Genomic DNA, 22,549 nt, shown 5'->3' on the forward strand with positions numbered 1-22,549 from the left:
TGGACTTGAAAATCGGACTTAGCACGTACAGCTTGCTAAGCGCGTTGAAAGCGGGAGAAATGACGGTACTTGACGCGATTCAGTGGATTGCCGACAACGGCGGCGAGCATATGGAAATCGTGCCATACGGGTTTACGCTGGTCGACCAGCCCGAGCTGGCGGACGCCGTCCGGGACAAGGCGAAGGAAGCGGGAATCGAGCTGTCCAACTATTCGATGCCGGCCAACTTCGTTCAGCCCGACGAAGCGGCGTTCGAGGCCGAGGTGGCGCGGGTCAAGCAGCATGTCGATTTGGTGCACCGGCTCGGCATGAAGCATATGCGCCACGACGTGACGGCTTTTACGCTGCCACCGGAGATGATGACGATTCATTGGTTCGAGGAAAATTTGTCCTGGATGGTCAGGGGGAGCCGGCTCATCGCGGATTACGCCGCTCAGTACGGGATCACGACGACGATCGAAAATCACGGCTTCAGCGTGCAGGCGAGCGACCGCGTGCAGCGCGTTCTGGCTGCGGTGGACCGTCCCAATTTCCGGACGACGCTCGACGTCGGCAACTTCTTGTGCGTCGACGAGCAGCCGCTGGTCGGCGTGCGCAACAATTTGCCGTATGCGTCGCTGGTCCATGTGAAAGACTTTTACATCAGGCCGTACGACGAGCCTCCCGGCGCCGGCCCCTGGTTCCGAAGCGCGCACGGCAACTATTTGCGCGGCGCGATCGTCGGGCAGGGAGATCTCGATATGCGGCGCATCTTGAAGCTCATTAAGGAGTCGGGCTACGACGGATATTTGACCGTGGAGTTCGAAGGCATGGAGGAATGCAGGGCAGCCTCGAAAATCGCGATGGACAATTTGCGCCGGCTGTGGCAAGAGGCATAAGCGGCTGCCGGTCAGGAGCGCCGTACACGAAAAGAACGCCAAACCCGAAGGAGAACGCCAAACCCGAAGTTGGCGTTCTTTTCGTTTGGCTATGGGCATAGCGGAACGGGGTTCCGTTATCGGCGGCATTTCCCGGTATTTCCCCAAATTAGCGGCACAGGAATCCGTTATTTGCCTGCAAAAACGGTGTAAACCGGGTATGAGCAGGCGTTTCGACGGCGATAGAGGAACGTGGTTCCGCTATTTTCTCGCAATCATTCTCAATTTTGAAAATAGCGGAACACCGTTCCTTTATGACTTCTGCAATAGCCTTACGCTGCCAACCCGCCGAAGCCTGCCGAAACTCCCGGGGTGGGGCTTGCTTACTGTGCGCTGTCATTTTCCTTCTTCAGCTTGTTCATCTCAGCTAATGTCAGCTCATTGCACTGCTTGATAAAGTCAAGAATCAACTGCAACTGCTGATCCGTATATTGCGAGATGATCCGGAGCGTCGATTGCATGACCGATTGGAACATGGGTGAAATGTGCTCCGATCCTTCCGGCACGGGCTTGACGACTACGCGTCTTCGATCATTCGGATCCTTATCCCTAACAACATAACCTGTTTGTTCCAACCGATCGATTACGCTCGTTACGGCACCAGTTGTAAGGCCGGTTAGTTGTGCCAACTGTCCGGCTGTTACGGGGCCGGTGCGATTCAAGTAATCCAGGCATTTGTGATCGGTGGCATTTAGCCCCAACTGTTCGGAAATGAATTGATGAAACATGACGGCGCGTGCGCTGTTTTGCCGCAATTCATGCAGTAAATCTTGCTGTAACGAAGTAAGTTCGGCGGAAGGAAAATTATCCCTTGACATTTCTATACCTCCACATTAAGATGATAATATCTTAATTAATCAAGATAATTAATTTATCAAGAAAATGTACGTATTAAGTTTTTTTCGCTCCCAAGTATACCACGAGTTATTTGAATGGCCAAACAATTTTATCGCGGAAAGGAACGATTCGAATGACAAGACAAGAAGATCTGAAGGAAATGGCACAGGAGATTAAAGAGATTGAATCCCTTTTTCAAAAGTTGAAATTCGCATGGGATAACGGGGATGGAACGGCTTATGGTTCTTGTTTTACGGAGGATGCCGACTATGTGACGTTTCAGGGAGAACATTTGCAGGGGAGAAAAGCGATTGCCGAAACCCATCAAGAACTATGGAACAGTGTATTGAGAGGGTCGACGCTGGAAGGAGAGATTAAAAACATCCGCTTCATTTCGCCGGAGATGGCGATCTTTCACGGACTCGGAGCCGTCAAATTAAGGTGGCAAAAACATGCCCCAAGCAAAAGAGACTCTATAAATACCAACGTCGTGGTGAAACAGAATGGCAAATGGGTAATAGCGGCGTTTCAGAACAGCAGAATCTCGGGACCGGGCCTGATGCAAAAAATATTCATGAAGTTAAGCAAATAGCGAGGAACTGAAGAGATAAGGGATGTGCCGTATTGGCAACGACAATAACAAAATTATGTTATTACTGTCTGTGCTCGTCACAGACGTTTTGTTTTGTTCGTGTATTCCGCCGGCGAGAACATCGCTAGCACGGTAAGATCCGAAAGCGGAGATTGCAGGTCCGCGTCTCCAACTTTAAGCCGATAAATTCCGGCACTTATGGACGGAACACGAAGAAACTCGTGCCATGATTTTTCTTTCAGCTGTTTTACTATCTCATCGTACCGGAAAGCCCTGCCTATATCGGTTTCCGCCCCACTTCCTTATGCTGCCCGAAATTTTTGCTCTACGGTTCATTATAGATTCGCTTTTTAAGAGCAAGCAACTGACCGTTTCGTGCTATACTGTTGTTAAAGGGAAAATATGTAAGGAGGCGATTCGGGTGAGCTTGGGCGAATGGATTCATGCGGGGACATTGGAAGCGTTGAAAGCCGAGCGTTCGAAAGTCGTAAAGGGAGGCATCGCGGTTTTTTATCACGAAGACCGGGTATTCGCGGTCGACAACCGGTGTCCGCACCTCGGCTTTCCGCTCCATCTTGGAACCGTTTGCGACGGCATGCTGACGTGCCATTGGCATCATGCCCGCTTCGACGTGGGCAGCGGAGGCACGCTCGATCCGTGGGCGGACGACGTTCCGGCGTACGACGTCAGGATCGACGATGGCGGTGTGTGGGTTAGCCCTGTGCCGAGGCAGACCGACAATACAGGCAGATTAAAAGCGCGGCTGCGGCAAGGGCTGGAGCAAAACATCGGCATCGTCATCGCCAAAGCGGTAGTCGGGCTGGTGGAGGCAGGCGTGCCGGCGGACGACATCGTCCGCGTCGGCATAGCGTTCGGCACCGGGCAAGGAACGGGCTGGGGCGCAGGGCTTACGATATTGACGGCGATGCGGAACGTGCTGCCCAAGCTGGACCGCACGGGGCAAATTCTCGCCCTGTATCACGGTCTCGTGCATGTGGCGCGAGCGAGCGCCGGACGCGCTCCACGCCATTTGCTGGGCCCGTTGCCGCAAAACGGCGCAGGTGTAGAACGGCTCATGGCATGGTATCGCAACTGTGCAGAAGTCCGGGATACGCAGGGTGCGGAGAAGGTGCTCCTGACGGCCGTCGAAAGCGGCGTTTCTGCGGAGCGGCTGGCCGATATGATGCTTGTCGCCGTTACGGATCATTTTTATTTGGACGGCGGGCATACGTTCGACTTCCACAACAAGGCGTTCGAAGCGCTGGAGACGATGGGGGCGGATTTCACGAAGCCGGTGCTCGCTTCGCTCGTGCCGCTTTTGGGCGATCCGACGCGCAGCGAAGAATTGCACCATTGGCAAGCGCCGGTCGATCTCGTCACGCCGCTGCGGCAAGCTTTCGAACGGCTGCAGGCGGGGAGCGGCGCCGCGCGGGAGGGCGTGCCGGAGCTGGACGAAGACGCTTTGCTGGAGCAGCTGCTGAGCGACAGGCCTGTCGACACGGTGGAAAAGCTGACGGAGCTTCTTCTCTCCGGGATAGCTCCATCCCGCATCGCTCAGCTCATCGCGCTCGCCGCCGCCGAGCGGGTCGCGCGGTTCCATACGCAGAACGATTTCGGCGACTGGGTGGCGGTGCTGCATACGTTCACTTACGCTCATGCGGTACATGAACGGCTGCTCCGTTCGCAGGAGCCGCTGCTGAACCGGGCGCTGTTTTACGGCGCGGCGGCTGTGTACCACGACAGGTTTCTGAACGTCCCTCGCGCCCCAGCCCCCAAACCGAAAGCATCCGCCACGGACGGCGATTACCGTCTGGAGGAGCTGCTGGAGCTTACGGACCGGAGGCAGCAGGTCGACGAAGCGGCCGGCTGGGTTGCCGACTACGTCCGTGCAGGCCAAGATTGCGATGCGCTGCTCAATACGCTCGGCCACTGTCTGCTCCGGGAAGACGCCGAGTTTCACACGTTCCAAATGTACGAGGCTGCCGTCAAACAATTCGAACGGTGGCGGGAACGGTCGGACAGTTTCGCGGAGCGGGCGAAGGAGACGCTGCTGGTGGCGTGCGCGCGGTATTTGGCGGCGCACGCTCCGACTGCACGCGAGCTGCCGCATACGGCAAGGATCGCCTGGAGGTTGTACCGCGGGGAGCGGCTGTTTGACGAAGAGGAACGCTCCTGATGGTGCCGGACCGCGTCGGCAGGACGATGAACCGCTTGGCCGAGTCGCTTGCGGCCCGCTTGCCGGGCGCCTTGGAGGCGATTTATTTGTACGGCTCCACGGCGCTCGGCGCCTATGTGGAGGGCTCGAGCGACATCGATTTTATCGCCGTCGTCCGGCGGGCGCCGGCTCGTTCCGACATGCAAGCCATAGCCGAAGCGCATGGCGAAATCGAGCGCGAGCTGGCAGGCACCGACTTGATGGGGGCCTATATAACCCGTAACGACCTCGGCAAACAACCTCCGGAGCTAAGCGGGTTCCTGACTTATTTCAATAAACAACTCCACGACGACGGAACCGGAGCCGACTTGAATCCGGTCACCTGGTGGGTGCTGCAAAAGCACGGTATCCGGGTATATGGCGACGATGTGCCTTTTGCGTACGAGGTACCGGAAGATAAGCTAGCCGACTATGTTATCGACAACATGAACACGTATTGGGCCGGTTGGATCGATCGGCTGGCGCAGCATGAATCCAAGCAGCCGGCGGAGCTTGACACACAAGCTCAGCGCTTGGATCAAGCGGTCGAATGGTGCGTGCTCGGCATGCTGCGGCAACTGTATACGGTCAGCGAATGCGGCGTGACCGGCAAAATCGGCGCCGGCACCTACGGGCTCACCGTTTTGCCGGAACGCTGGCATCCGCTGATCCGCGAGGCGATGGCGATCAAACGCCGCCGCGCGGAGCGGGAATACGGCTCGCAGCAGGCGCGGCTTCGCGACCTGGTGGAGCTGCTTAGGGCGATTCGTACCGAAGGCAATCGCATTTACCATACAAGGAGAAGGTAACATGTCTGCATTCCCGGTTATTTCGCAGCACCGCATGCTCGAACGTTTGTCCCATCCGCAGCGCAAAGTGCGCATCGTGCTCGACACGGACACGTTCAACGAAATCGACGACCAATTCGCCGTCGTGTACGCGTTGAAATCGCCGGAGCGGATACAGGTCGAAGCGTTTTATGCGGCCCCTTTTACAACGACTTGTCGACAAGCCCGCAGGACGGCATGGAAAAAAGCTTCCGCGAATTGCATCGCATCGCCGCGCTCGTCCCGGAAATGACGGGCATTCCGATATGCCGCGGCGCGGAAACGTATTTGCCGGGGCCGCACGCGCCGGTTGCGAGCGATGCCGCGCGCGACTTGGTCGCAAGGGCGATGGCCGCTCCCGAGGATGATCCGCTGTACGTCGTCGCCATCGGGGCTATCACGAATATTGCCTCAGCCATTTTGCTTGAGCCGCGCATTATCGCCAAAATCGTCGTCGTCTGGCTGGGAGGGCACGCTTTGCATTGGCCGGATACGAGGGAGTTCAACCTGGCCCAGGACTTGCACGCGTCCCGCATCGTCTTGAACAGCGGCGTGCCGCTCGTGCTCATTCCGTGCATGGGTGCCGCTTCCCATCTGCAGACGACGCTTTCCGAAATCAAGGATTACGTGCAGCCTAAAGGGCCGATCGGGCAATATTTGTACGATACGTACGAGCGCTGCAGCAGCGACCATTTTGCCAAATCGAGGGTCATCTGGGACGTCGCCGCGATCGCCTATCTGGTCAACGAAGCTTGGCTTCCCAGCGTCGTAACGCACAGCCCGCTGCTGTCGGACGATTGCCGCTGGAGCGTCGACGCTTCCCGGCATTTCATCCGCTATGTGCGGCACGTGCACCGCGATCTGGTGTTCCGCGATCTGTTCGGCAAGCTGGGCTAGCCGCGAGCGGTGCCGGCGAAACGGACTGCCGGCCGCGGTGTGCGCCAATCCCGGGTGAACGGGCAGGTCCCGCCGTGGTACAATGATACGGATGTGTTCAGGCTGCGCAAGAAATCATGGCTGCGCTGCGGATTGGAAATGTGCGTCTACGCCTTTCTCGGGCAGCCTGATTTGCCAGCACCTACAATCATTGTCGAGGAGAAGCTGCACGATGAGTTGTTACAGCCACGCACGAAGCGGCGTTTTTCCTGCCGTATGCTCGCTGGATTGCCCGGACCAATGCGGGCTGCTCGTTCATAAGGAAGACGGCAAAATCGTGAAAATAGAAGGAGACCCGTCGCATCCGGTCACGCAAGGCGCGATTTGCAACAAAGTCCGCCATATGGCGGAGCGCATCTACGACCCGAACCGGCTTATCTATCCGCTAAAGCGGATAGGGCGCAAGGGCGAGAGCCGCTTTGAGCGGATCACGTGGGACGAAGCCGTCCGGACGATTACGTCGCAGTGGAAACGGCTGATCGCGGAGGAAGGAGCCGAATCCATCCTGCCCTACAGCTTTTACGGCAATATGGGCCGGATCGGCACGGAGGGGATGGACCGCCGGTTTTTTTACCGCCTGGGCGCGAGCCGGCTCCTGTATTCGATATGCGAAGCCGCGGGAACGGAAGGGTACGCTTATACGATGGGCGGCAGCTTCGGGACCGATCCGGAGGATACGGTGCACGCCAAGCTGTTCATCATGTGGGGCATCAATGCGGTGAGCACGAACATGCATCAGGTCATGCTCGCCGAGAAAGCCCGCAAGAACGGAGCGACGATCGTCGCCATCGACGTGCACCGCAATCGGACCGGCCGCTGGGCGGATTGGTTCATCCCGATCAGACCCGGCACCGATGCGGCGCTCGCGCTCGGGATAATGCATATTTTGTTCGAAGAGGGAATGACGGACGAGGCGTTTTTGCGCGAGTATACCGTCGGGCACGAACAACTGCGCGAGCATGTCCGGCAGTATGAGCCTCATACCGTTTCTGCTGTCACGGGAGTTCCTGTCGGCGACATTTACCGGCTAGCCCGCCTATACGGCCGTACGTCTCCGTCCTTCATCCGGATCGGCAACGGCCCGCAGCATCACGATAACGGCGGCATGTGCGTGCGGACGATTTCGTGCTTGCCGGCGCTGACCGGCCAGTGGCTCCATAAAGGCGGCGGAGCGATTAAGGGCAACGGGGCGTATTTGGAGCACAACGCGCCTGCCCTCCGGCGCCCGGATTTATTGCCGAAGGCGACGCGGTTCGTCAACATGAACTTGCTGGGCAGCGCCTTGCTCGAGCTGGATCCGCCGATCCGATCCCTGTACGTGTACAATTCCAACCCGGCGGTGGTGGCTCCGCACGCCAACAAAGTAAGGGAAGGGCTCGCGAGGGAAGATTTGTTCACGGTCGTGCACGACCTTTTCCTGACGGAGACGGCCGCCTATGCCGATATCGTCCTGCCGGCGACCTCATCGTTCGAAAATACGGACTTATACCGTTCCTACTGGCATCATTATTATCAAATCCAGCAGCCGGTCATTGAGCCGTATGCGGAAAGTAAGTCCAATGTCGATGTGTTCAAGCTGCTGCGCGCGGGATGGGATTCGAAGAGCAGGCGCTGCAAGATACGGAGGAGGACATGATCCGCCAGGCTTTGGATAATCCCGACAATCCTTGCCTGGACGGAATTACGTACGAGGCGCTCGTGGAGAAGCAGTTCGTGAAAGCGCAGGTGAAACCGCTGTTCCCCGGCAAGCTGCGAACCCCTAGCGGCAAAATCGAGCTGTATTCCAAGCTGATGGAGCGCAAAGGCTACCCGCCGCTGCCGACCTACGTGCCGCTGTGCGAAGACGAGAAGTTCCCGTTCCTGTTCGTTCCCGGGCCGAACCACAATTTTCTCAATTCCACGTTTTCCCACAACGAGAAGCACGTTCAGATGGAGAAAGCGCCGAAACTCCACATGAACGCGGCGGACGCCTCCGCCCTCGGCATTGCTGACGGCGATGCGGTCCGGGTATGGAACGAACGCGGCGAGTGCGAGCTGCCGGTATCGGTTGGCGACGACGTTTTGCCCGGGGTTGTGGTCAGCCAGGGGCTTTGGGCGGGCGGCGCCGGCGGCAAACGGCTCGTCAACGCTTTGACTCCCGACCGCGTCGCCGATATGGGCGGAGGAGCGACGTTCTTCTCCGGTACGGTGCAAGTGGAGAAAATTCCGTCTGCAGACGGAGGAGAAGTTCATTCGGCGGATGGTTCTGACGAGGCGTAACAACGCTTATACTGTAGTCAAAACCAGAGCAAAGGAGAGGTTCGGCTTGAACAACGGAACCCCTAACATCCCGACGAAGGAAATCGGAGAATTGCTCGAAGTCGTTTCGGCCAAAGTGCCCGGATTTTTAAACGATCTGCTCGGCATCTTGTATTCGGCGGAGGCGGGAGCTCGCGTCGGCAAAGCTGTCGGAGCGTTCTACTCGGAGCTGACCCGGTCCGGCATTCCCGCTAACGAGGCGCTGCAGATGTCGAAGGATTACATGAACTATGTAAAATCGGTCGCCTCCGAGCTTGTCCCCAAGTCGATCACGCAGGACAATTCAGTCCGCGGCTTGCCGCGTCATTGACGGCCATCATGCCGATGCTGAAGATCTTCGCCCATCTCGCGGCTATCGTCTGCAAGACGCCAGGATTGCTTATCCGTTATTATTACCATCGCCGGATCGGCGCCCGCACATTTCGGCAGGAGCTGCTGAAAGCGGGAATCGCGCCCGGAAAAGCCGACGAATTGACGGCAAGCTACAAATCGATGTTCGTTCCGCAATGGAATCGCCTGTTCTAAACTAAAAAAACCGGCCGGCTCTTTACGAAGAGCGGCCGGTTTTTTCCGTCTGCTGCGGTTGCCCCCATTTCAACGCCCACTTCTCCATCTCCCTCAGCGCCGCTTGAAAATCGCTCCCTTTGTCCGTTAGCGAATATTCCACGGTTACCGGCACGGTTGGATAAACTTCGCGCCGCACGATGCCGTTTTGCTCCAGATGGCGCAGCGTATCCGTTAAAGACTGGGTTCGGATGACAGCCGTATCCCGCAGCAGCCGGTTGAACCGCTTCGGGCCTTTGGCCAGCTCGGCGATGACGAGGAACGCCCATTTGGCGCCGAGGATGCGGAGCACGTCACAAATGCTGGAGCTGTCGGTAACTTCACTCGATGGTTCCACACAATCACCAGCTTACTAAAAATTAGTTAATCAAAATGTCAGGATAATATCCAAATACTTTGCGTTCTTACATTATTATAGTCGACTCTTTATAATGTCAACAAGTGAGTCATGCTCACCATCGGAATGAACCGCAGAGAAAGGGATGAGAGAACCATGAACCGTCTGCTTGTTTACATGATCGCCTTAGGCTGTTTTGTCGTTGGCACTGTCGAACTGGTCGTGGCGGGAATTTTGAATTCCATCGCCAACGATTTGCACATTTCCATCGCCCTTGCCGGACAATTGATCACCGCATATTCCCTCGCTTTTGCAATCGGCACTCCGTTGCTGGTCGCTGTTACCGCCCGCATGGGACGCAAGAGCGTACTGGCCGGCTCGCTCGCCGTTTTTGTGGCCGGCTGCCTCGTTTCGTTCGGGAGCCCGCAGTATGCCGTCCTGCTCGGTTCCCGGGTCATTCTCGGCCTGAGCGCCGGCGTATTCAGCGTCGTGGCGATCGGCTCGGTTGCCAAGCTGGTTCCCGCGGACAAAATGGGCGGCGCCATCAGCACGATAGCTTTGGCGTTCGGCAGCGCTTTGACGTTTGGGGTGCCGCTTGGCATCGCGATCGCCGGCTGGTGGGGCTGGCGGGGGATATTTGCCGTATTGGCGGCTGTCGGCCTGCTGATTATGCTCGGGATGATTCGCCTGCTGCCGCATATAGAAGGGGACGCGCCCGCATCGCTCAGGCAGCGTTTTGCCGTGGTCGGCAATCCCGTCATTGTCAGCGGATTGTTTTTGTCCTTCTTCATGAACATGAGCAATTCGGTCATGTTAACGTATTTAACGCCTTTCCTGCAAACGATTTTTCATTTGAACGTTTCCGACGTCGGACTGATGATGCTGGTGCTGGGCGTTTCCGGCATGATCGGCTCGCGCTTCGGCGGCTTTGGCACCGACAGGTGGGGGGCGGCGCGCATGATTTCGCTCGGTTTAACGATCTCTGCGGCGACCGTTGCGATTGTGCCTGCATTTGCCGCAGTCCCGTTCGCGGGACTGGCGATCATCGCGTTGTGGATGTTTTCGCTGTTTATGACGGCGCCCGCTTTGCAAACGTATTTCATTCAGCAAGCTCCGCAGTCTTCCAACTTCGTGCTCGGGGTGAACACGTCCATCATTCATTTGGGAATTGCGGCCGGAGCCGGAGCGGGGGGACTCGTTGCGGATGCCACCTCGACCGTGCTGCACAACTCATGGATCGCCGGCTGCACGTATGTGCTCGGGCTAGGGCTTGCAGGCGTTTCGTTCTCTTTGCGCAAAAAAATCAGGTTCGATGCCAAACGGGAAGTGAAATTTGGGAATGGATAATAAAGCAAGTTTCTGTAAATCATAACAAGGTGCATATCCGAGCACAAACACGGATTAAAGGAGGGAAGAACGATATGCCGAACGAACAACAAAACAACCGCTATACGAACGCTGCGGGGCAAGCGCAGCAAACAGCGAATCAGGCCGGCAGCGCGGCGGCGCAAAGCGCGGTTACGCAACAGGCGGCAACCAACCAAGCGGCGCAAAATGCCGCAGCACAGGCTGTGGCCGGCGAAAACGAGCAAGGCATTCAATCCGCCCAAGCCGGGATGAATCAAACGCGGGCGCAAGCGGGACAACCGCAAACTACCGCAGCTTCCGACACTTCCGAGCAAACGCAAGGATAAATAGCCGCAGTAGCCACGAAAAAGGGACTATTCCAAAATCTGCAGACGGCAGAGGAATAGTCCCTTTTTCATGTTCCTCACCGGCCATTTTTCCCATCGCGGTATGCCGCATTCGCAAGAATTTGTTGGCGTTATATGGATTTATGGTTTATTATTGGGGTGAGTTTCGATTCTGATTGGGGTGGTCGCCATCTATGATGTATCTGATTTCAATTGCCATACTGATGATATTTTTTATCGTCATCCTTGTTCTGCTGGTGAATGTTTTGAAATACAACAAGCATATGATGCAACAAGAGACCAAAATGAAAACCATGGACAAAACGATAGAGAGCCTTCAACAAAAATTGCAAGAAACGAATAAAAGGAAATATTACCGGGTCGCCATACCGATTACGGAATGCGAATTCGAATTTATGGACATGGGTAACCAACCGGTTGAAGGCGAGCGTAAAAAAGGGGTCGTACGGGATATCAGTTTGACCGGTTTGCGGTTTGACAGCCACGAAGATTTCCCGGTACGACAAAAATCGATCATCCGAATGTTTTTCATGCTAAACGACGAGCCTTTGGAAATTATCGGCAGAGTGATACGGAAAGACGAAGCTTTCGGCAGGCCGCTCATATCTTACGGCCTGGAGTTTATGAAAACCCATTTTTCCAAGGAAGAAGATTTGTTCCGCCTCATTCGAGAGGTTGAAGTGGAACTCCGCAAAAAAAAGCTGCAGGGGTAAACGCGAGATCGATGGCAGGTGAGCGAACATGACCATTTTCACCGAGAAAGTGATTGCCGTTATCCGCGCGATTCCCGAGGGTAAAGTAATGACTTACGGCCAAATCGCGAAATGTGCGGGAAGTACTAGAGGAGCGAGGCAGGTTGTCCGAATATTGCATTCGCTCAGCCAAAAGCATCGCCTCCCGTGGCATAGGGTGATCAACGCCAAGGGGGAGATCGCGATAGCCGATCCCGAATCGTACGAGCTGCAATCGTTCCTGTTGCGGGCTGAAGGCGTAGAGATCGAGAAGGACAAGTATGTTTGTCTGGAGCGATACCAGTTTTTCCCGGACGGCGATCCGGGTTTTTGACATAGTTACGTCACTGCCGCGGCTCGCTTCGGCTTGCGGTTGACGCAGTAAATGCTGACCATGATCAGTACGAGCCCGGCCAGCAAATACGCGGTAAACCGCTCATGCAGGAAAATGACGCCGACCGCGATGGCCACGAGCGGGATGAGGAACGTATTGGCAGCCACCTTGCTGGCTTCGCCCGATCCGATCAATATAAAGAAGACGGACCAGCCGATTGCGATAACAAAGATCGAGATGAACAGCAGGCTGACGATGTAAGGCATGCTCCACACGATGGCGGACCAGCTCTCCGTTGCGGCGCCGATTCCGGTCATGAACAGCCCGCCGGCGATAAGCTGCAGCGTCACGAGCCAGATGGAATCCACATTTTCCCCCGCTTTTTTCACGTATACGGTGCCCAGAGCCCAGCTTAACGCGCTCCCAAGGCCGAGCAGAATCCCCACTGCGGAAATATGCCCCGACAGTCCGCCAAGGCCGATCGTGGCGACGCCGGCAAATCCGAGCGCGAGCCCGAAAATTTTGACCCTATACATCGGCTCTCCCAGCCACAGCCACGAAAAAATGCCGACGAGAACAGGCTGCAGGAACACAAGCACGGAAAACAGCCCGGACGGCAAATGCTGGAGCCCCACCGTTTGCAGGCCATAGTACAAAATAATGTTCAGTAAGGCGGAAATGGCGTAAATATGCCAGTTTGTCCTGAACCGGACCGATTTATATTTGGGCAGCGCCGCAACTAGCAGGAATATGCCGCCAAGCAGCGTCCTCATTCCCGAGAACAGGATAGGCGGGGTGAATTGAAGCGCAAATTTGGTGACGGGCCAGTTGACGCCCCACGTTATGACGAGAAACGCGATTAACAATACGGTTTGCATGCGTGACAGGCGATTCATGTTGGTCCACTCCTCGGTTTTCTCTCTTTTATGCTGGATTTGGTCGGTTGTATTTATCCGGGTTTCCTTGCTCCGTCAACCCGAACTGCCAACCGCATAATGTGATTTCATTGGAGTAAATCCAATGAGGAACAAAACCACCTTGATTCAGGGATTGAAACACTGCATAAAATCCAATGACGAAGCAGCTGACGGGTTCGGTAAGTTTCATCAGCACTCTACTAGAATAAAACGAAACCTGACCTAAGTACAGGTTCAGCTTCGTTTTCCCCGGCCACAGCGGAACGTGATACAATACTTACAGATTTTTAAATAGAGGAGCCTGATCCTATGAAGCTGCGCTGCGCAATACTGGACGATTATCAGCAAGTAGCCTTGACGTTGGCCGATTGGTCCGCTATTTCGGACAAGGTCGAGGTTCGGGCTTTCAGCAACCATTTTGAGCGGGAGGACGAGCTTGTCGATGCTATAAGCGATTGCGACATCGTCGTGATCATGCGCGAGCGCACTCCTTTTCGCGCGCCGCTGTTTGCCCGTTTGCCGCGCCTCAAGCTGCTCGTCACGACCGGCATGCGCAACGCTTCCGTCGATTTGGCGGCGGCCGCGGCGCACGGCGTCGCCGTATGCGGCACGTCGGGCCACTCCGAGCCAACGGTTGAGCTGACTTGGGCGCTCATATTGGGGCTGGCCCGCCGCATTGTGCCGGAGAACGAGGCGCTGCGCACGGGCGGCCCGTGGCAAAGCACGCTCGGAACGGAGCTGCACGGCAAACGGCTAGGCTTGCTCGGCCTCGGCAAAATCGGCAGCCGGGTGGCGCGCATCGGCCAAGCGTTCGGCATGGACGTCACGGCATGGAGCCAAAACTTGACGCAGGAGCGGGCCGATGAAGTGGGCGTCAGTCTGGCCGCATCGAAAGAAGAGCTGCTGGCGAATAGCGACGTTGTTTCCATCCATCTCGTGCTCGGCGAACGGACGAGAGGGCTCGTCGGCTGTGCCGAACTCGCGCTTATGCGCCTTCGGCCTATTTGATCAACACGTCGCGCGCGCCGATCGTCGACCAGGACGCGTTGGCGGATGCGCTGCGCAGCGGCCGGATCGCCGGCGCCGCCGTGGACGTATACGAGACGGAGCCTTTGCCGCCGGACCACCCGTACCGAACGCTGCCCAATTTGCTCGCTACGCCGCATCTCGGGTACGTTGCGGAAAACAACTACCGTACGTTTTACCGGGGCGCCGTGGAGGACATCGAGGCGTTCCTGTCCGGCGAGCCGATCCGGAAGCTGAACTGACCGCAAAAAAATCCGCCAACCGCTGCGCACGCAGCGGTTGGCGGATTTTTTTTATGAGTGCCGTTGCCTTTATTGAATGATGATTTTGCTGACTGTCTGGCTGTTTCCTTGCAGCACGACCGGACGATTTTGCACCAGATTGGCCATTGTGCCGACGATCGTCACCGATGATGAGACGTTGTAGACGACTGTTTGCACCGTGCCGTTCGCATTCGTCTGGTTGATGGAAATGGTCGCGATTTGGCCCTGGTTGTTCAATGTGACGTTATTATAAGTGCCGGATACGGTAAAGCTGTAGCCGCTCGAGAGCTGCGTAACTTCGCCGTAAACGACGATGTTGTTGTAAAGACGTGCCGTAATGACATCGCCTGCCTGCAAAGCGGCAGCGGTCACCAGCGCCCCGCCGCGGTAGATGAACGCGTTCGGATGCAAGCTGAGCGTTACCGTCTGGTTGCCGCTGATCAGCGTCAGCACGTTGTTGGCGACGGATACGACCGTGCCGGATTGCTGGGTGATCCCCGTTTGCGTGGCCGATCCTCCCGCTAATTGCGTGACTTCGATGTACAGCACAACTCCGTTCACATAGTGAGCGGTAATGACATCGCCTGCTTGCAGCGCTGCGGCGGTGGTCAGGCCGTTGCGGTATACGAACGCATTGGCATTGAGCGTAAGTCTGACCGGCTGGCCGCCGCTCGTAATTGCCAGCAGGTTGTTGTTGGCAGGAGCGATAACCGTTCCGCTAATGTCTCCGGTCGTGTTCGACGGTTGTACGGCCGTTTGCGTTACTTCGACGATGGCAACTGAGTTGTTGTAGGAGTAGGTCGTTACGACATCGCCCACTTGCAGCGCCGAAACGCTTACCGCTGCCCCGCCGCGATAGACGAACGCGCCGCTGTTCAGCGTCAAGGCGTACGTCTGGCCGCCGGAGCTGATTGTGAGCACGTTGTTGCTGGCGGCGGTCGTTACCGTGCCCGACAGCACGCGTTCGTAAGACGGCTGAGTTCCCGTGCTGCCTGCCGGCTGCGTCACTTCGACAAAGACGACGGCGTTGTTGTACGCACGGGTGCTGACGACGTCGCCGACCTGCAAGCCCGATGCGCTGATTTGCGCGCCATTCCGGAAAAAGAGCGCGCCGGAGCTCAGCGGAAGCGCCATCGTTTGTCCGCCGCTCGTGAGCGTCAGCGCGTTGCCCGTTACTGCTACGGCCACCGTTCCCGTGATCACGCCGTTTGCCGGTGTCGGAACCGGTGTACTGCCGCCGCTCGTTTGCGTGACCTCTACGAAAATTACGGTATTGTTGTAAACGCGAACCCGTACGGCGTCGCCGACTTGCAGGGCCGATGCGCTCACTCTCGCTCCGGCGCGATAAATGAACGCGTTCGGATCAAGCGCCAAGCTGGCCGTCTGCCCGTTGCTAGTGACGGTGAGCGTATTGTTCGTGACGGGAGCCGAAACCGTGCCGACGATCAGGCCGTCCTGGCTGCCGGGAAGATGGTCGCCGGCGCGGTCCAGAAGCGCGGCGATTTCCGCCCGTGTGACCGGTTGATTCGGACGGAACGTATTGTCCTCAAAGCCGTTGATCAGCCCTTTATCGATCGCCACTTTGACGTATCCGACCGATCCGGCCGGTATTTGCGCGGCATCGGCAAAAGGCAGCTTGGCATTCATATTCGCTTCCGCCTCAGACTGCAGCTTGAGCGCCTTGACGAGCAGCGTCGTTGCCCAGAGGCGGTCCGCCGGCTGATTCGGATTCACCTTCGTTTCGTACTCGGAGAACAAATCGTTCTCGAGCGCCACGGCAACATAGCCGACAGCCCACGCAGGAATTTGGTTCGCGTCCTTGAAATTGAGCTGAGTCTGCATTTCGGCGGCGGATTCCGCCTTGTCGCGCAGCCCCATGACGCGCACGGCGGCCGTAATTGCCTCGATGCGGGAAACCGTTTGCTGCGGCCGGAACGTGCCGTCGTCATAGCCCTCGAACACTCTACGCGCCGCCAGATCGGCGATGTAGCGCATCGCCCATTCGAATTGCCTGCCCTGAATATCCCTGAAATCCATCTTCAACTGCCCGAGATGTTTGCCTTTGTTCCAGTTGAAATCGATTTTAACGTCGTCGTCTTTCTTGTCGTCCCCTTTGGCGAACGCAGTCGTCCCCATTCCCATCACGAGCGACAGGGCCAAGGTGGAGGCAAGCAGCTTTTTCATACGGCGATGATTCATACGCGATTCTCTCCTTAATGAAATAATGATAAAATGACTCCCTTCGGCAACGAAGCTCGAAGTCAGTGGTGCAGAACGCCTGCGTTGGAAGTATAATACAGCTTTCGAGCCGCGTTTGTTTTTTGAGGGGGGGAGGAAGCGGGACGCAGCGAAGGAATTGCAACGTTCCGGCAACGTTTTTTCACGCTGCCGGGGGCCGAAAGCATCCGCCTCCGGTCGCCTTGACAAGAAAATGCGCCAAGCGGGCGAATAACGTGTTATTCTTAGTTTAGAGGGATAACCGGTGCAAGGCCAAAATAGACGAAGGCAGTGAAATTGAGTGGATCATTTCGGATTGCCCGAGAAAGGCGGAACGGAGGATGAAAATGTGGGGCGGAGAGCGTAGCGTGCGCCTTTGAACTCGTGCACGTGTTCAAGGAAGCCGGAGACCCACATTTCCAATCCGCAGTGCAGCCATACTTTCTTGGGCAACCAGATAATTCGGGAGGGCGTGAACGGCTTTGAAACTGCAGCTTCATCTACGTTTGTTCGGCAATCGCAGAAATGCGCTCAAGACGCTGATCGTCTCCAACCTGTTCATTCTGCTGATTCCGATGGCTATGGGGCTGTTTTTGTACGCCAAGGTCGAGCAGAGCCTCGAGAAGAGCTCGAACCGCTCCAACGCGGCAATGCTGGAGCAGCTCAAGCTTCTGCTTGATAACAAGTTGGCGGAGGTAGACATTTTAACACATCAAGTCGTCTTTGACCCGAAGCTGGATTACATGCTGAAAATTTCCGATCTTGCGAACAGCGCCGACAAATACCAGTTTGTCGAGTTCATGCGGGACAAAATGACCCGGTACCGCAGCATGACCAGCAGCTTTATTTTCGACTATTTCGTTTATTTCTCGCGGAGCGATACGATCGTCAAGGCGGACGTGCTCACCGACTCGCGCTCGTTTTATTCGACCTACTACACGTTTAAAGGCCAGTCGTATGAGCAGTGGCGAAAAGGGCTCCTGACGAGCCCGCACAAAGTATCCTACTTGCCGGTTGCGTCCCTGTCCCGCGGGCTGAATCCGCTGGCGAGCATCGAAAATATTCCGAAGGAAGTCATCGTCTACGCGCAAACGCTTCCCGTCAACTCGCAGTCCGAGAATCTTGGGAACTTTTTCGTGCTGATCGATGTCGATCAGATCAAGAAGATGTTCGCCCAGCTCGAAGCGGCCAGCCACAGCAACATTTATATTATCGATAACGACGGCCAGACGATTATGAGCACAAGCACAACGCCGTTTCCGGCCGAGCTGCTGCAGCGCATGGAGCATACCGACGCGCCATTCGCGTACCGGCTCGCAGGCGTCGATCAGATGGTATCGTTCGTGTCGTCGCAGAGAGCGGGCTTCAAATACGTATCGATTACGCCGAACGATGTGTTCATGCAGCAGGTCAACCAAATTCAAAGATGGTCTCTCGGCTTGTTCGTCCTGTGCCTGATCGCCGGACTGCTGGCCGTCGGCGCCGGGGTATACCGCAGCTACAAGCCGCTGCAAAAAACCGTGAACGCGATCATGCGCGGCAAGCCGATGAGCGGGCGTCCGTCCTTCGACGAGTACGAGTTTATACGCCAGACGATCGAAGGCTCGATGCACGAAGAGAAGCATTTGCGCAACACGCTCACGAGACAAACGCCGTTCATCCGCGCCAACTACTTATCCCGGCTGCTGCACGGGTACATGGACGTGAACGTGTCTGCGGAAAATGAAGAGTCGCTGCGGTTTATGGACCTGAAGTTCATCAGCGACCGTTTCGCCGTATTGCTGGTCAAAATAGAGGATATGCAGCACTTTTCCGAGGAAGACGAGCAGCAGTGGGCGCTCGCGAGGTTTATCGTATCCAATATTAGCGTCGATCTGATCGAGCCCCGCCACAAAGGATTTCCCGTCGAGCTGGACAGGGATCGGCTCGCGCTTCTGGTCAATCTGGCGACAGAAAGGGAAGAGAAGGCGGAAGCCGATATTCGGGACATCGTTCAGTCCCTCTACGAGATCATTTCGCAAAGGTTCAAAATCGGCATAACCGTCGCCGCCGGAAGGATTCATCAGGGCCCCAAAGCGATTCGCGACTCTTATCCGGAAGCGCTCGCGGCTCTGGAATACAGACTGATATTGGGAAAGCATGCGATCATTTATTTTCAGGATATTGTGAGCACGAAACAGCACTATTATTATCCGCTTGAAATTGAAGTCCAGCTCACCAACTTCGTGCGCAGCGGCGATACCGACAACGTCGGGAAGCTGCTCGATAAAATATACTCGATGAATTTCGATTCCAGCCACATCACGCCGGAGCTCGGCAGATGCTTGTTCTTCAACGTGATGAGCACGTTTTTGAAAATTTTGAACTCGACGAACACGAATCAGGAGGACGTGCTTGGCACGGACTTCGACCCGATCAAAGCGGTGTTCAGCCATCCGACGGCGGAGGACATGCAGCGGAAAACGAAAGAGCTTTACGAAACGCTCACCCGCTCGTTTAACGTCGAACGGTCCGATCACAGCATGCAGCTGCTGCAGGAAATGGTCGCCTTCGTCGATTGCAGTCTCGGCGATCCGAATCTCGGACTCGCGCTGATCGCCGATCGTTTCCGGATGACGCCCCAATACATTTCCACGTTTTTCAAGAAAAATCAGGGGCAAAACCTGCTGGACTACATCACGCAGAAGAGGATGCAGACCGCAAAGAGGCTCATGGACAACAGGGAGCTGACGATCGCGCAAATCGCGCAAATGGTCGGTTACAACAACGACGTCGTCTTCATCCGTGCATTTAAGAAGCTGGAAGGCATTACGCCGGGGAAGTTCCGGGATTCGATCGCGCCGGACAAGACCGGCTCGGACGCATAGGGCAGTCTCATGGAGACTCAGGCTACCCGAGAAAGTGGGGCTGCGCTACGGACCTAAGAATGTGGGTCTCCGGCTTTCTTGAGAACCTCAGGCAGTCTCATGGAGACTGCCTTTTCCTTTATCGCAGGTAAGAACCGACGATTTTTAATGTCGGACCGATTTGTTTTATGCCGCCCCGCTTTTCTTACGAAAGTACAACGGAAATGAAAAGAAGGAAGTAGGCAAGTTCCTGCGCTTGAATATACACTTGGAACCGGAAGCCGGAGCGATGCGATTCGGTTTCTGCTTAGAGAGATAAGTCAACTAACACAAGGGAGGCTAGGAAATGAACAAACAAATGAAACGGGCAAGCTTCGTCATGCTGGTTTCCGCGTTGGCGGTTTCAGTCGCGGCATGCAGCGGACAAAGCGGGGGGCAGCCTTCGGCATCGCCGCAGGCAGGCAAAGATTCGCAGCCGCCGAAGCTGACCCATCTGACGTATTGGGTGGCGAATCACCCTGCGGCTGCAGCGCAGATGAAATCATACGCCGACATGGAAATGTACAAGGAACTGGAGAAAATATCCGGGGTGAAAGTCGAGTTCCAGCATCCTCCGCTCGATACCGCGCAGGCGAAGGAGCAGTTTAACCTGATGATGGCCTCGAACCAGCTGCCGGATGTCATCGAATACGGCTGGACCGGCTTCCCCGGCGGTCCGGAGAAGGCAATTCAGGATGGCAAGATCATCAAGCTGAACGACCTGATCGATAAGTACGCGCCGAACCTGAAGAAGCTGCTCGCCGATCATCCCGATTGGAAGAAGCAAATCACAACCGACAATGGCAGCATCTACGCCTTCCCGTTCCTGCGCGGCGACGACAAGGTCAGGGTGTTCTTCGGCCCGGCGATTCGCCAGGACTGGCTCGACAAGCTCGGCCTTAAGATGCCGACGACGATCGACGAATGGTACAACGTATTGAAAGCGTTTAAAGAGAAAGACCCGAACGGCAACGGCAAACCGGACGAAATCCCGTTCTACATCGATAAAGACTTGCTCGGCACCGACGCCCCGTTCCTCGGCGCGTGGGGCATCAACTACTCCTTCTATCAGGACGGCGGCAAAGTGAAGTTCGGCCCGATTCAGCCCGAGTACAAAGATTTCCTCACCACGATGAACAAGTGGTACAAGGAAGGGCTGTTGGACAAAGACTTCGCGGCTCCGAACGATAAGCTGTTGGACAACAAAATGACGACGAACCAGCTTGGCGCAACCGTCACTTACAACGGCGGGGGCATCGGCAAATATGCCGGCCTGATGAAGGATAAAGATCCGAACTTCAAGCTTGTCGCCGCTCCGTATCCGGTCTTGAAAGCGGGAGACAAATCGATTTGGGGGCAGAAGGATTTCGCATCCAACGGCGTCGGCGCCGCCATTACGACCGCCGACAAAAATCCGGTCGAAACGGTCAAATGGCTCGATTACGCTTACGGGGAAAAGGGCGATTTGCTGTTCAACTACGGCATCGAGGGCGCCAGCTATACGATGCAGAACGGCAAAGCCGTACTCAAGCCGGAATTATTGAACCCGCCGGCCGGCGTCAGCGCCCAGCAAGCCATCGCCAAGTATACCCGCGCGACGTGGAGCGCCCCATTCGTGCTCAGCGACAACTTCCAATTGCAATACCTCGTGCTGCCGCAGCAGAAAGACGCGCTGGCCATCTGGTCGAAGCCGACTGCCGAACGCAAGATGCCGCTCGTAACGCCGACGCAGGACGAGAGCGGCAAGTTCGCTTCCATCATGACCGACATCAACACGTACAAGGACGAAATGCTGCTCAAGTTCATTATGGGCGTGGAGCCGATCGACAACTTCGACAAGTACGTCAAAAAAATTCAAAGCATGGGCATCGACGACGCCATTAAAATTCAGCAGGCAGCGCTCGAACGATACAACAAGAGGTAATCGCCCGGGGCATGGCCGCAGAGACGAACCGGAAAACGGTTCGTCTCTCCGGACCTAAGCCTCGTGACGCGACCCGGACGGAGAGGTAGGGACTGGCGATGTCGCGAAGCACCGGAAACTGGGCTGCGCTGCAAACGATACGCGCCGATCTGAGGCGGCATTGGGCCGTATATGTGATGGCGCTACCTGTTATTGCTTATTATGTCATTTTCCACTATGGGCCGATGTACGGCTTGCAAATCGCGTTCAAAGACTTTCAGCCGGCGAAAGGAATATGGGGGAGCCCATGGGTCGGCTTTAAACATTTTGTGAGCTTCTTCAACGGCATCTATTTTTGGCGCTTGATCAAGAATACGATTCTGATCAACGTTTACGAGCTGCTGTTCGGCTTTCCGGCAGCTATCGTATTGGCGTTGCTGCTTAACGAGGTTCGCAACGGCGTATTCAAGCGGGTTGTGCAGACCGTCTCGTATTTGCCGCACTTCATTTCGATCGTCGTCGTAGCCGGGATGATGTTCGATTTCCTGGGCCGTACGGGCCTCATTAACCAAATTATCGGCGCTTTCGGTATCGAGCCGATCGACTTTCTGAAAGAGGCGGGCTGGTTCCGGTTTCTGTACGTATCGTCAGGCGTTTGGCAGGGAGTTGGTTGGGGTTCCATCATCTACCTTGCGGCGATTGCCACCATCGACCCGACGCTGTACGAAGCGGCGCGGATGGACGGGGCAAGCAGGTGGAAGCAGACGCTGCATGTTACGATTCCCGGCATCATGCCGACGATTGTGATTTTGTTTATTTTGCAAATGGGCAACATGCTGTCGGTCGGCAGCGAAAAGGTGCTGCTGCTTTACAACCCGCTTACGTACTCGACGGCGGATGTCATATCGACGTATGTGTACCGCAAAGGGGTGTTGGAGGCGAGCTACAGTTTTACTGCGGCGGTTGGCCTGTTCAACTCCGTCGTCAGCTTCATTCTGATCGTGTCAGCCAACAGCATCAGCAAGCGGCTCAGCGAGAACAAACTGTGGTGAGGAG

The 22,549-nt window shown here is 56.1% G+C and carries 19 protein-coding genes and 2 pseudogenes; 17 read left to right on the forward strand and 4 right to left on the reverse strand.

Annotated elements, in window-relative coordinates; genetic code table 11:
- Nucleotides 1-5 precede the first annotated feature (5 nt).
- On the forward strand, nt 6-878 hold the full coding sequence (locus tag SD70_RS02980) for a sugar phosphate isomerase/epimerase family protein (protein WP_041045503.1): 873 nt from the start codon (nt 6-8) through the stop codon (nt 876-878).
- Between the two features lie 362 nt (nt 879-1,240).
- On the opposite strand, the gene SD70_RS02985 is transcribed toward SD70_RS02980, so the two are convergent.
- Nucleotides 1,241-1,735 carry a MarR family winged helix-turn-helix transcriptional regulator gene (locus tag SD70_RS02985; protein WP_041045505.1) on the reverse strand — a complete coding sequence of 165 codons (495 nt, stop codon included), beginning with the start codon at nt 1,733-1,735 and terminating at the stop codon, nt 1,241-1,243.
- Nucleotides 1,736-1,887: 152 nt separating this feature from the next.
- Between SD70_RS02985 and SD70_RS02990 the strand changes: the two genes are divergently transcribed.
- The 8 genes and pseudogenes from SD70_RS02990 to SD70_RS03020 all read left to right on the forward strand — a co-directional run bounded on the left by SD70_RS02990 (nt 1,888) and on the right by SD70_RS03020 (nt 9,126).
- Nucleotides 1,888-2,346 (forward strand): SgcJ/EcaC family oxidoreductase, encoded by a 459-nt coding sequence (locus tag SD70_RS02990; protein ID WP_231571002.1) that lies wholly within the window; start codon nt 1,888-1,890, stop codon nt 2,344-2,346.
- Between the two features lie 421 nt (nt 2,347-2,767).
- Entirely contained in the window at nt 2,768-4,522 is a 1,755-nt protein-coding gene (locus SD70_RS02995; RefSeq protein ID WP_331436713.1) for a Rieske (2Fe-2S) protein, read from the forward strand.
- Nucleotides 4,522-5,349 carry an aminoglycoside adenylyltransferase domain-containing protein gene (locus tag SD70_RS03000; protein WP_052486994.1) on the forward strand — a complete coding sequence of 276 codons (828 nt, stop codon included), beginning with the start codon at nt 4,522-4,524 and terminating at the stop codon, nt 5,347-5,349. Before SD70_RS02995 ends, SD70_RS03000 begins: the two co-directional genes overlap by 1 nt.
- 1 nt (nt 5,350) lies before the next feature.
- Complete coding sequence (locus SD70_RS37495) at nt 5,351-5,620, forward strand: hypothetical protein (RefSeq protein WP_231571003.1); 270 nt, start codon at nt 5,351-5,353, stop codon at nt 5,618-5,620.
- The gene (locus SD70_RS03005) at nt 5,566-6,264 is read left to right on the forward strand and encodes a nucleoside hydrolase (protein WP_231571004.1); all 699 of its coding nucleotides are present in this window, start codon (nt 5,566-5,568) and stop codon (nt 6,262-6,264) included. The genes SD70_RS37495 and SD70_RS03005 overlap by 55 nt, the downstream gene beginning before the upstream one ends.
- A gap of 211 nt (nt 6,265-6,475) precedes the next feature.
- Nucleotides 6,476-8,562: pseudogene (locus SD70_RS03010) on the forward strand (molybdopterin-containing oxidoreductase family protein).
- A gap of 46 nt (nt 8,563-8,608) precedes the next feature.
- Nucleotides 8,609-8,911, forward strand: coding sequence for a hypothetical protein (locus SD70_RS03015; RefSeq protein ID WP_052486995.1), 303 nt, complete (start codon nt 8,609-8,611; stop codon nt 8,909-8,911).
- 8 nt (nt 8,912-8,919) lie between these two features.
- Nucleotides 8,920-9,126, forward strand: a complete 207-nt coding sequence (locus tag SD70_RS03020) for a hypothetical protein (RefSeq protein ID WP_156157868.1) — start codon at nt 8,920-8,922, stop codon at nt 9,124-9,126.
- 22 nt (nt 9,127-9,148) lie between these two features.
- Here SD70_RS03020 and SD70_RS03025 read toward each other — a convergent pair whose 3' ends face one another.
- On the reverse strand, nt 9,149-9,502 hold the full coding sequence (locus tag SD70_RS03025) for a winged helix-turn-helix transcriptional regulator (RefSeq protein ID WP_041045508.1): 354 nt from the start codon (nt 9,500-9,502) through the stop codon (nt 9,149-9,151).
- 156 nt (nt 9,503-9,658) lie between these two features.
- On the opposite strand from SD70_RS03025, the gene SD70_RS03030 reads away from it, so the two are divergent.
- From SD70_RS03030 to SD70_RS03045, 4 genes are all read left to right on the forward strand, one after another.
- Nucleotides 9,659-10,849, forward strand: coding sequence for an MFS transporter (locus tag SD70_RS03030; RefSeq protein ID WP_041045511.1), 1,191 nt, complete (start codon nt 9,659-9,661; stop codon nt 10,847-10,849).
- 74 nt (nt 10,850-10,923) lie between these two features.
- A complete protein-coding gene (locus SD70_RS03035; RefSeq protein WP_041045513.1) occupies nt 10,924-11,196 on the forward strand; it encodes a hypothetical protein in 273 nt (90 codons plus the stop codon).
- Between the two features lie 194 nt (nt 11,197-11,390).
- Nucleotides 11,391-11,930: a PilZ domain-containing protein gene (locus SD70_RS03040; protein WP_041045516.1), complete on the forward strand. Its 540-nt coding sequence runs from the start codon at nt 11,391-11,393 to the stop codon at nt 11,928-11,930.
- 28 nt (nt 11,931-11,958) lie between these two features.
- On the forward strand, nt 11,959-12,282 hold the full coding sequence (locus tag SD70_RS03045) for an MGMT family protein (RefSeq protein WP_041045523.1): 324 nt from the start codon (nt 11,959-11,961) through the stop codon (nt 12,280-12,282).
- A gap of 5 nt (nt 12,283-12,287) precedes the next feature.
- Here SD70_RS03045 and SD70_RS03050 read toward each other — a convergent pair whose 3' ends face one another.
- A complete protein-coding gene (locus tag SD70_RS03050; RefSeq protein WP_041045525.1) occupies nt 12,288-13,178 on the reverse strand; it encodes a DMT family transporter in 891 nt (296 codons plus the stop codon).
- 330 nt (nt 13,179-13,508) lie between these two features.
- Between SD70_RS03050 and SD70_RS03055 the strand changes: the two are divergent.
- Nucleotides 13,509-14,467 (forward strand): annotated as a pseudogene (locus SD70_RS03055) (D-2-hydroxyacid dehydrogenase family protein).
- 69 nt (nt 14,468-14,536) lie between these two features.
- Here SD70_RS03055 and SD70_RS32770 read toward each other — a convergent pair.
- Nucleotides 14,537-16,687 (reverse strand): S-layer homology domain-containing protein, encoded by a 2,151-nt coding sequence (locus SD70_RS32770; RefSeq protein ID WP_052486996.1) that lies wholly within the window; start codon nt 16,685-16,687, stop codon nt 14,537-14,539.
- Nucleotides 16,688-17,187: 500 nt separating this feature from the next.
- Here SD70_RS32770 and SD70_RS03070 point away from each other — a divergent pair, with 500 nt between their 5' ends.
- The 3 genes from SD70_RS03070 (at nt 17,188) to SD70_RS03080 (ending at nt 22,545) form a co-directional block, all read left to right on the forward strand.
- Complete coding sequence (locus SD70_RS03070; protein ID WP_041045527.1) at nt 17,188-19,572, forward strand: helix-turn-helix domain-containing protein; 2,385 nt, start codon at nt 17,188-17,190, stop codon at nt 19,570-19,572.
- Nucleotides 19,573-19,897: 325 nt separating this feature from the next.
- Nucleotides 19,898-21,514 (forward strand): extracellular solute-binding protein, encoded by a 1,617-nt coding sequence (locus SD70_RS03075; RefSeq protein ID WP_052486997.1) that lies wholly within the window; start codon nt 19,898-19,900, stop codon nt 21,512-21,514.
- A gap of 98 nt (nt 21,515-21,612) precedes the next feature.
- The gene (locus tag SD70_RS03080) at nt 21,613-22,545 is read left to right on the forward strand and encodes an ABC transporter permease (protein ID WP_041045529.1); all 933 of its coding nucleotides are present in this window, start codon (nt 21,613-21,615) and stop codon (nt 22,543-22,545) included.
- Nucleotides 22,546-22,549: the final 4 nt, after the last annotated feature.

This window comes from Gordoniibacillus kamchatkensis (assembly GCF_000829455.1).
Taxonomy (GTDB): domain Bacteria; phylum Bacillota; class Bacilli; order Paenibacillales; family NBRC-103111; genus Gordoniibacillus; species Gordoniibacillus kamchatkensis.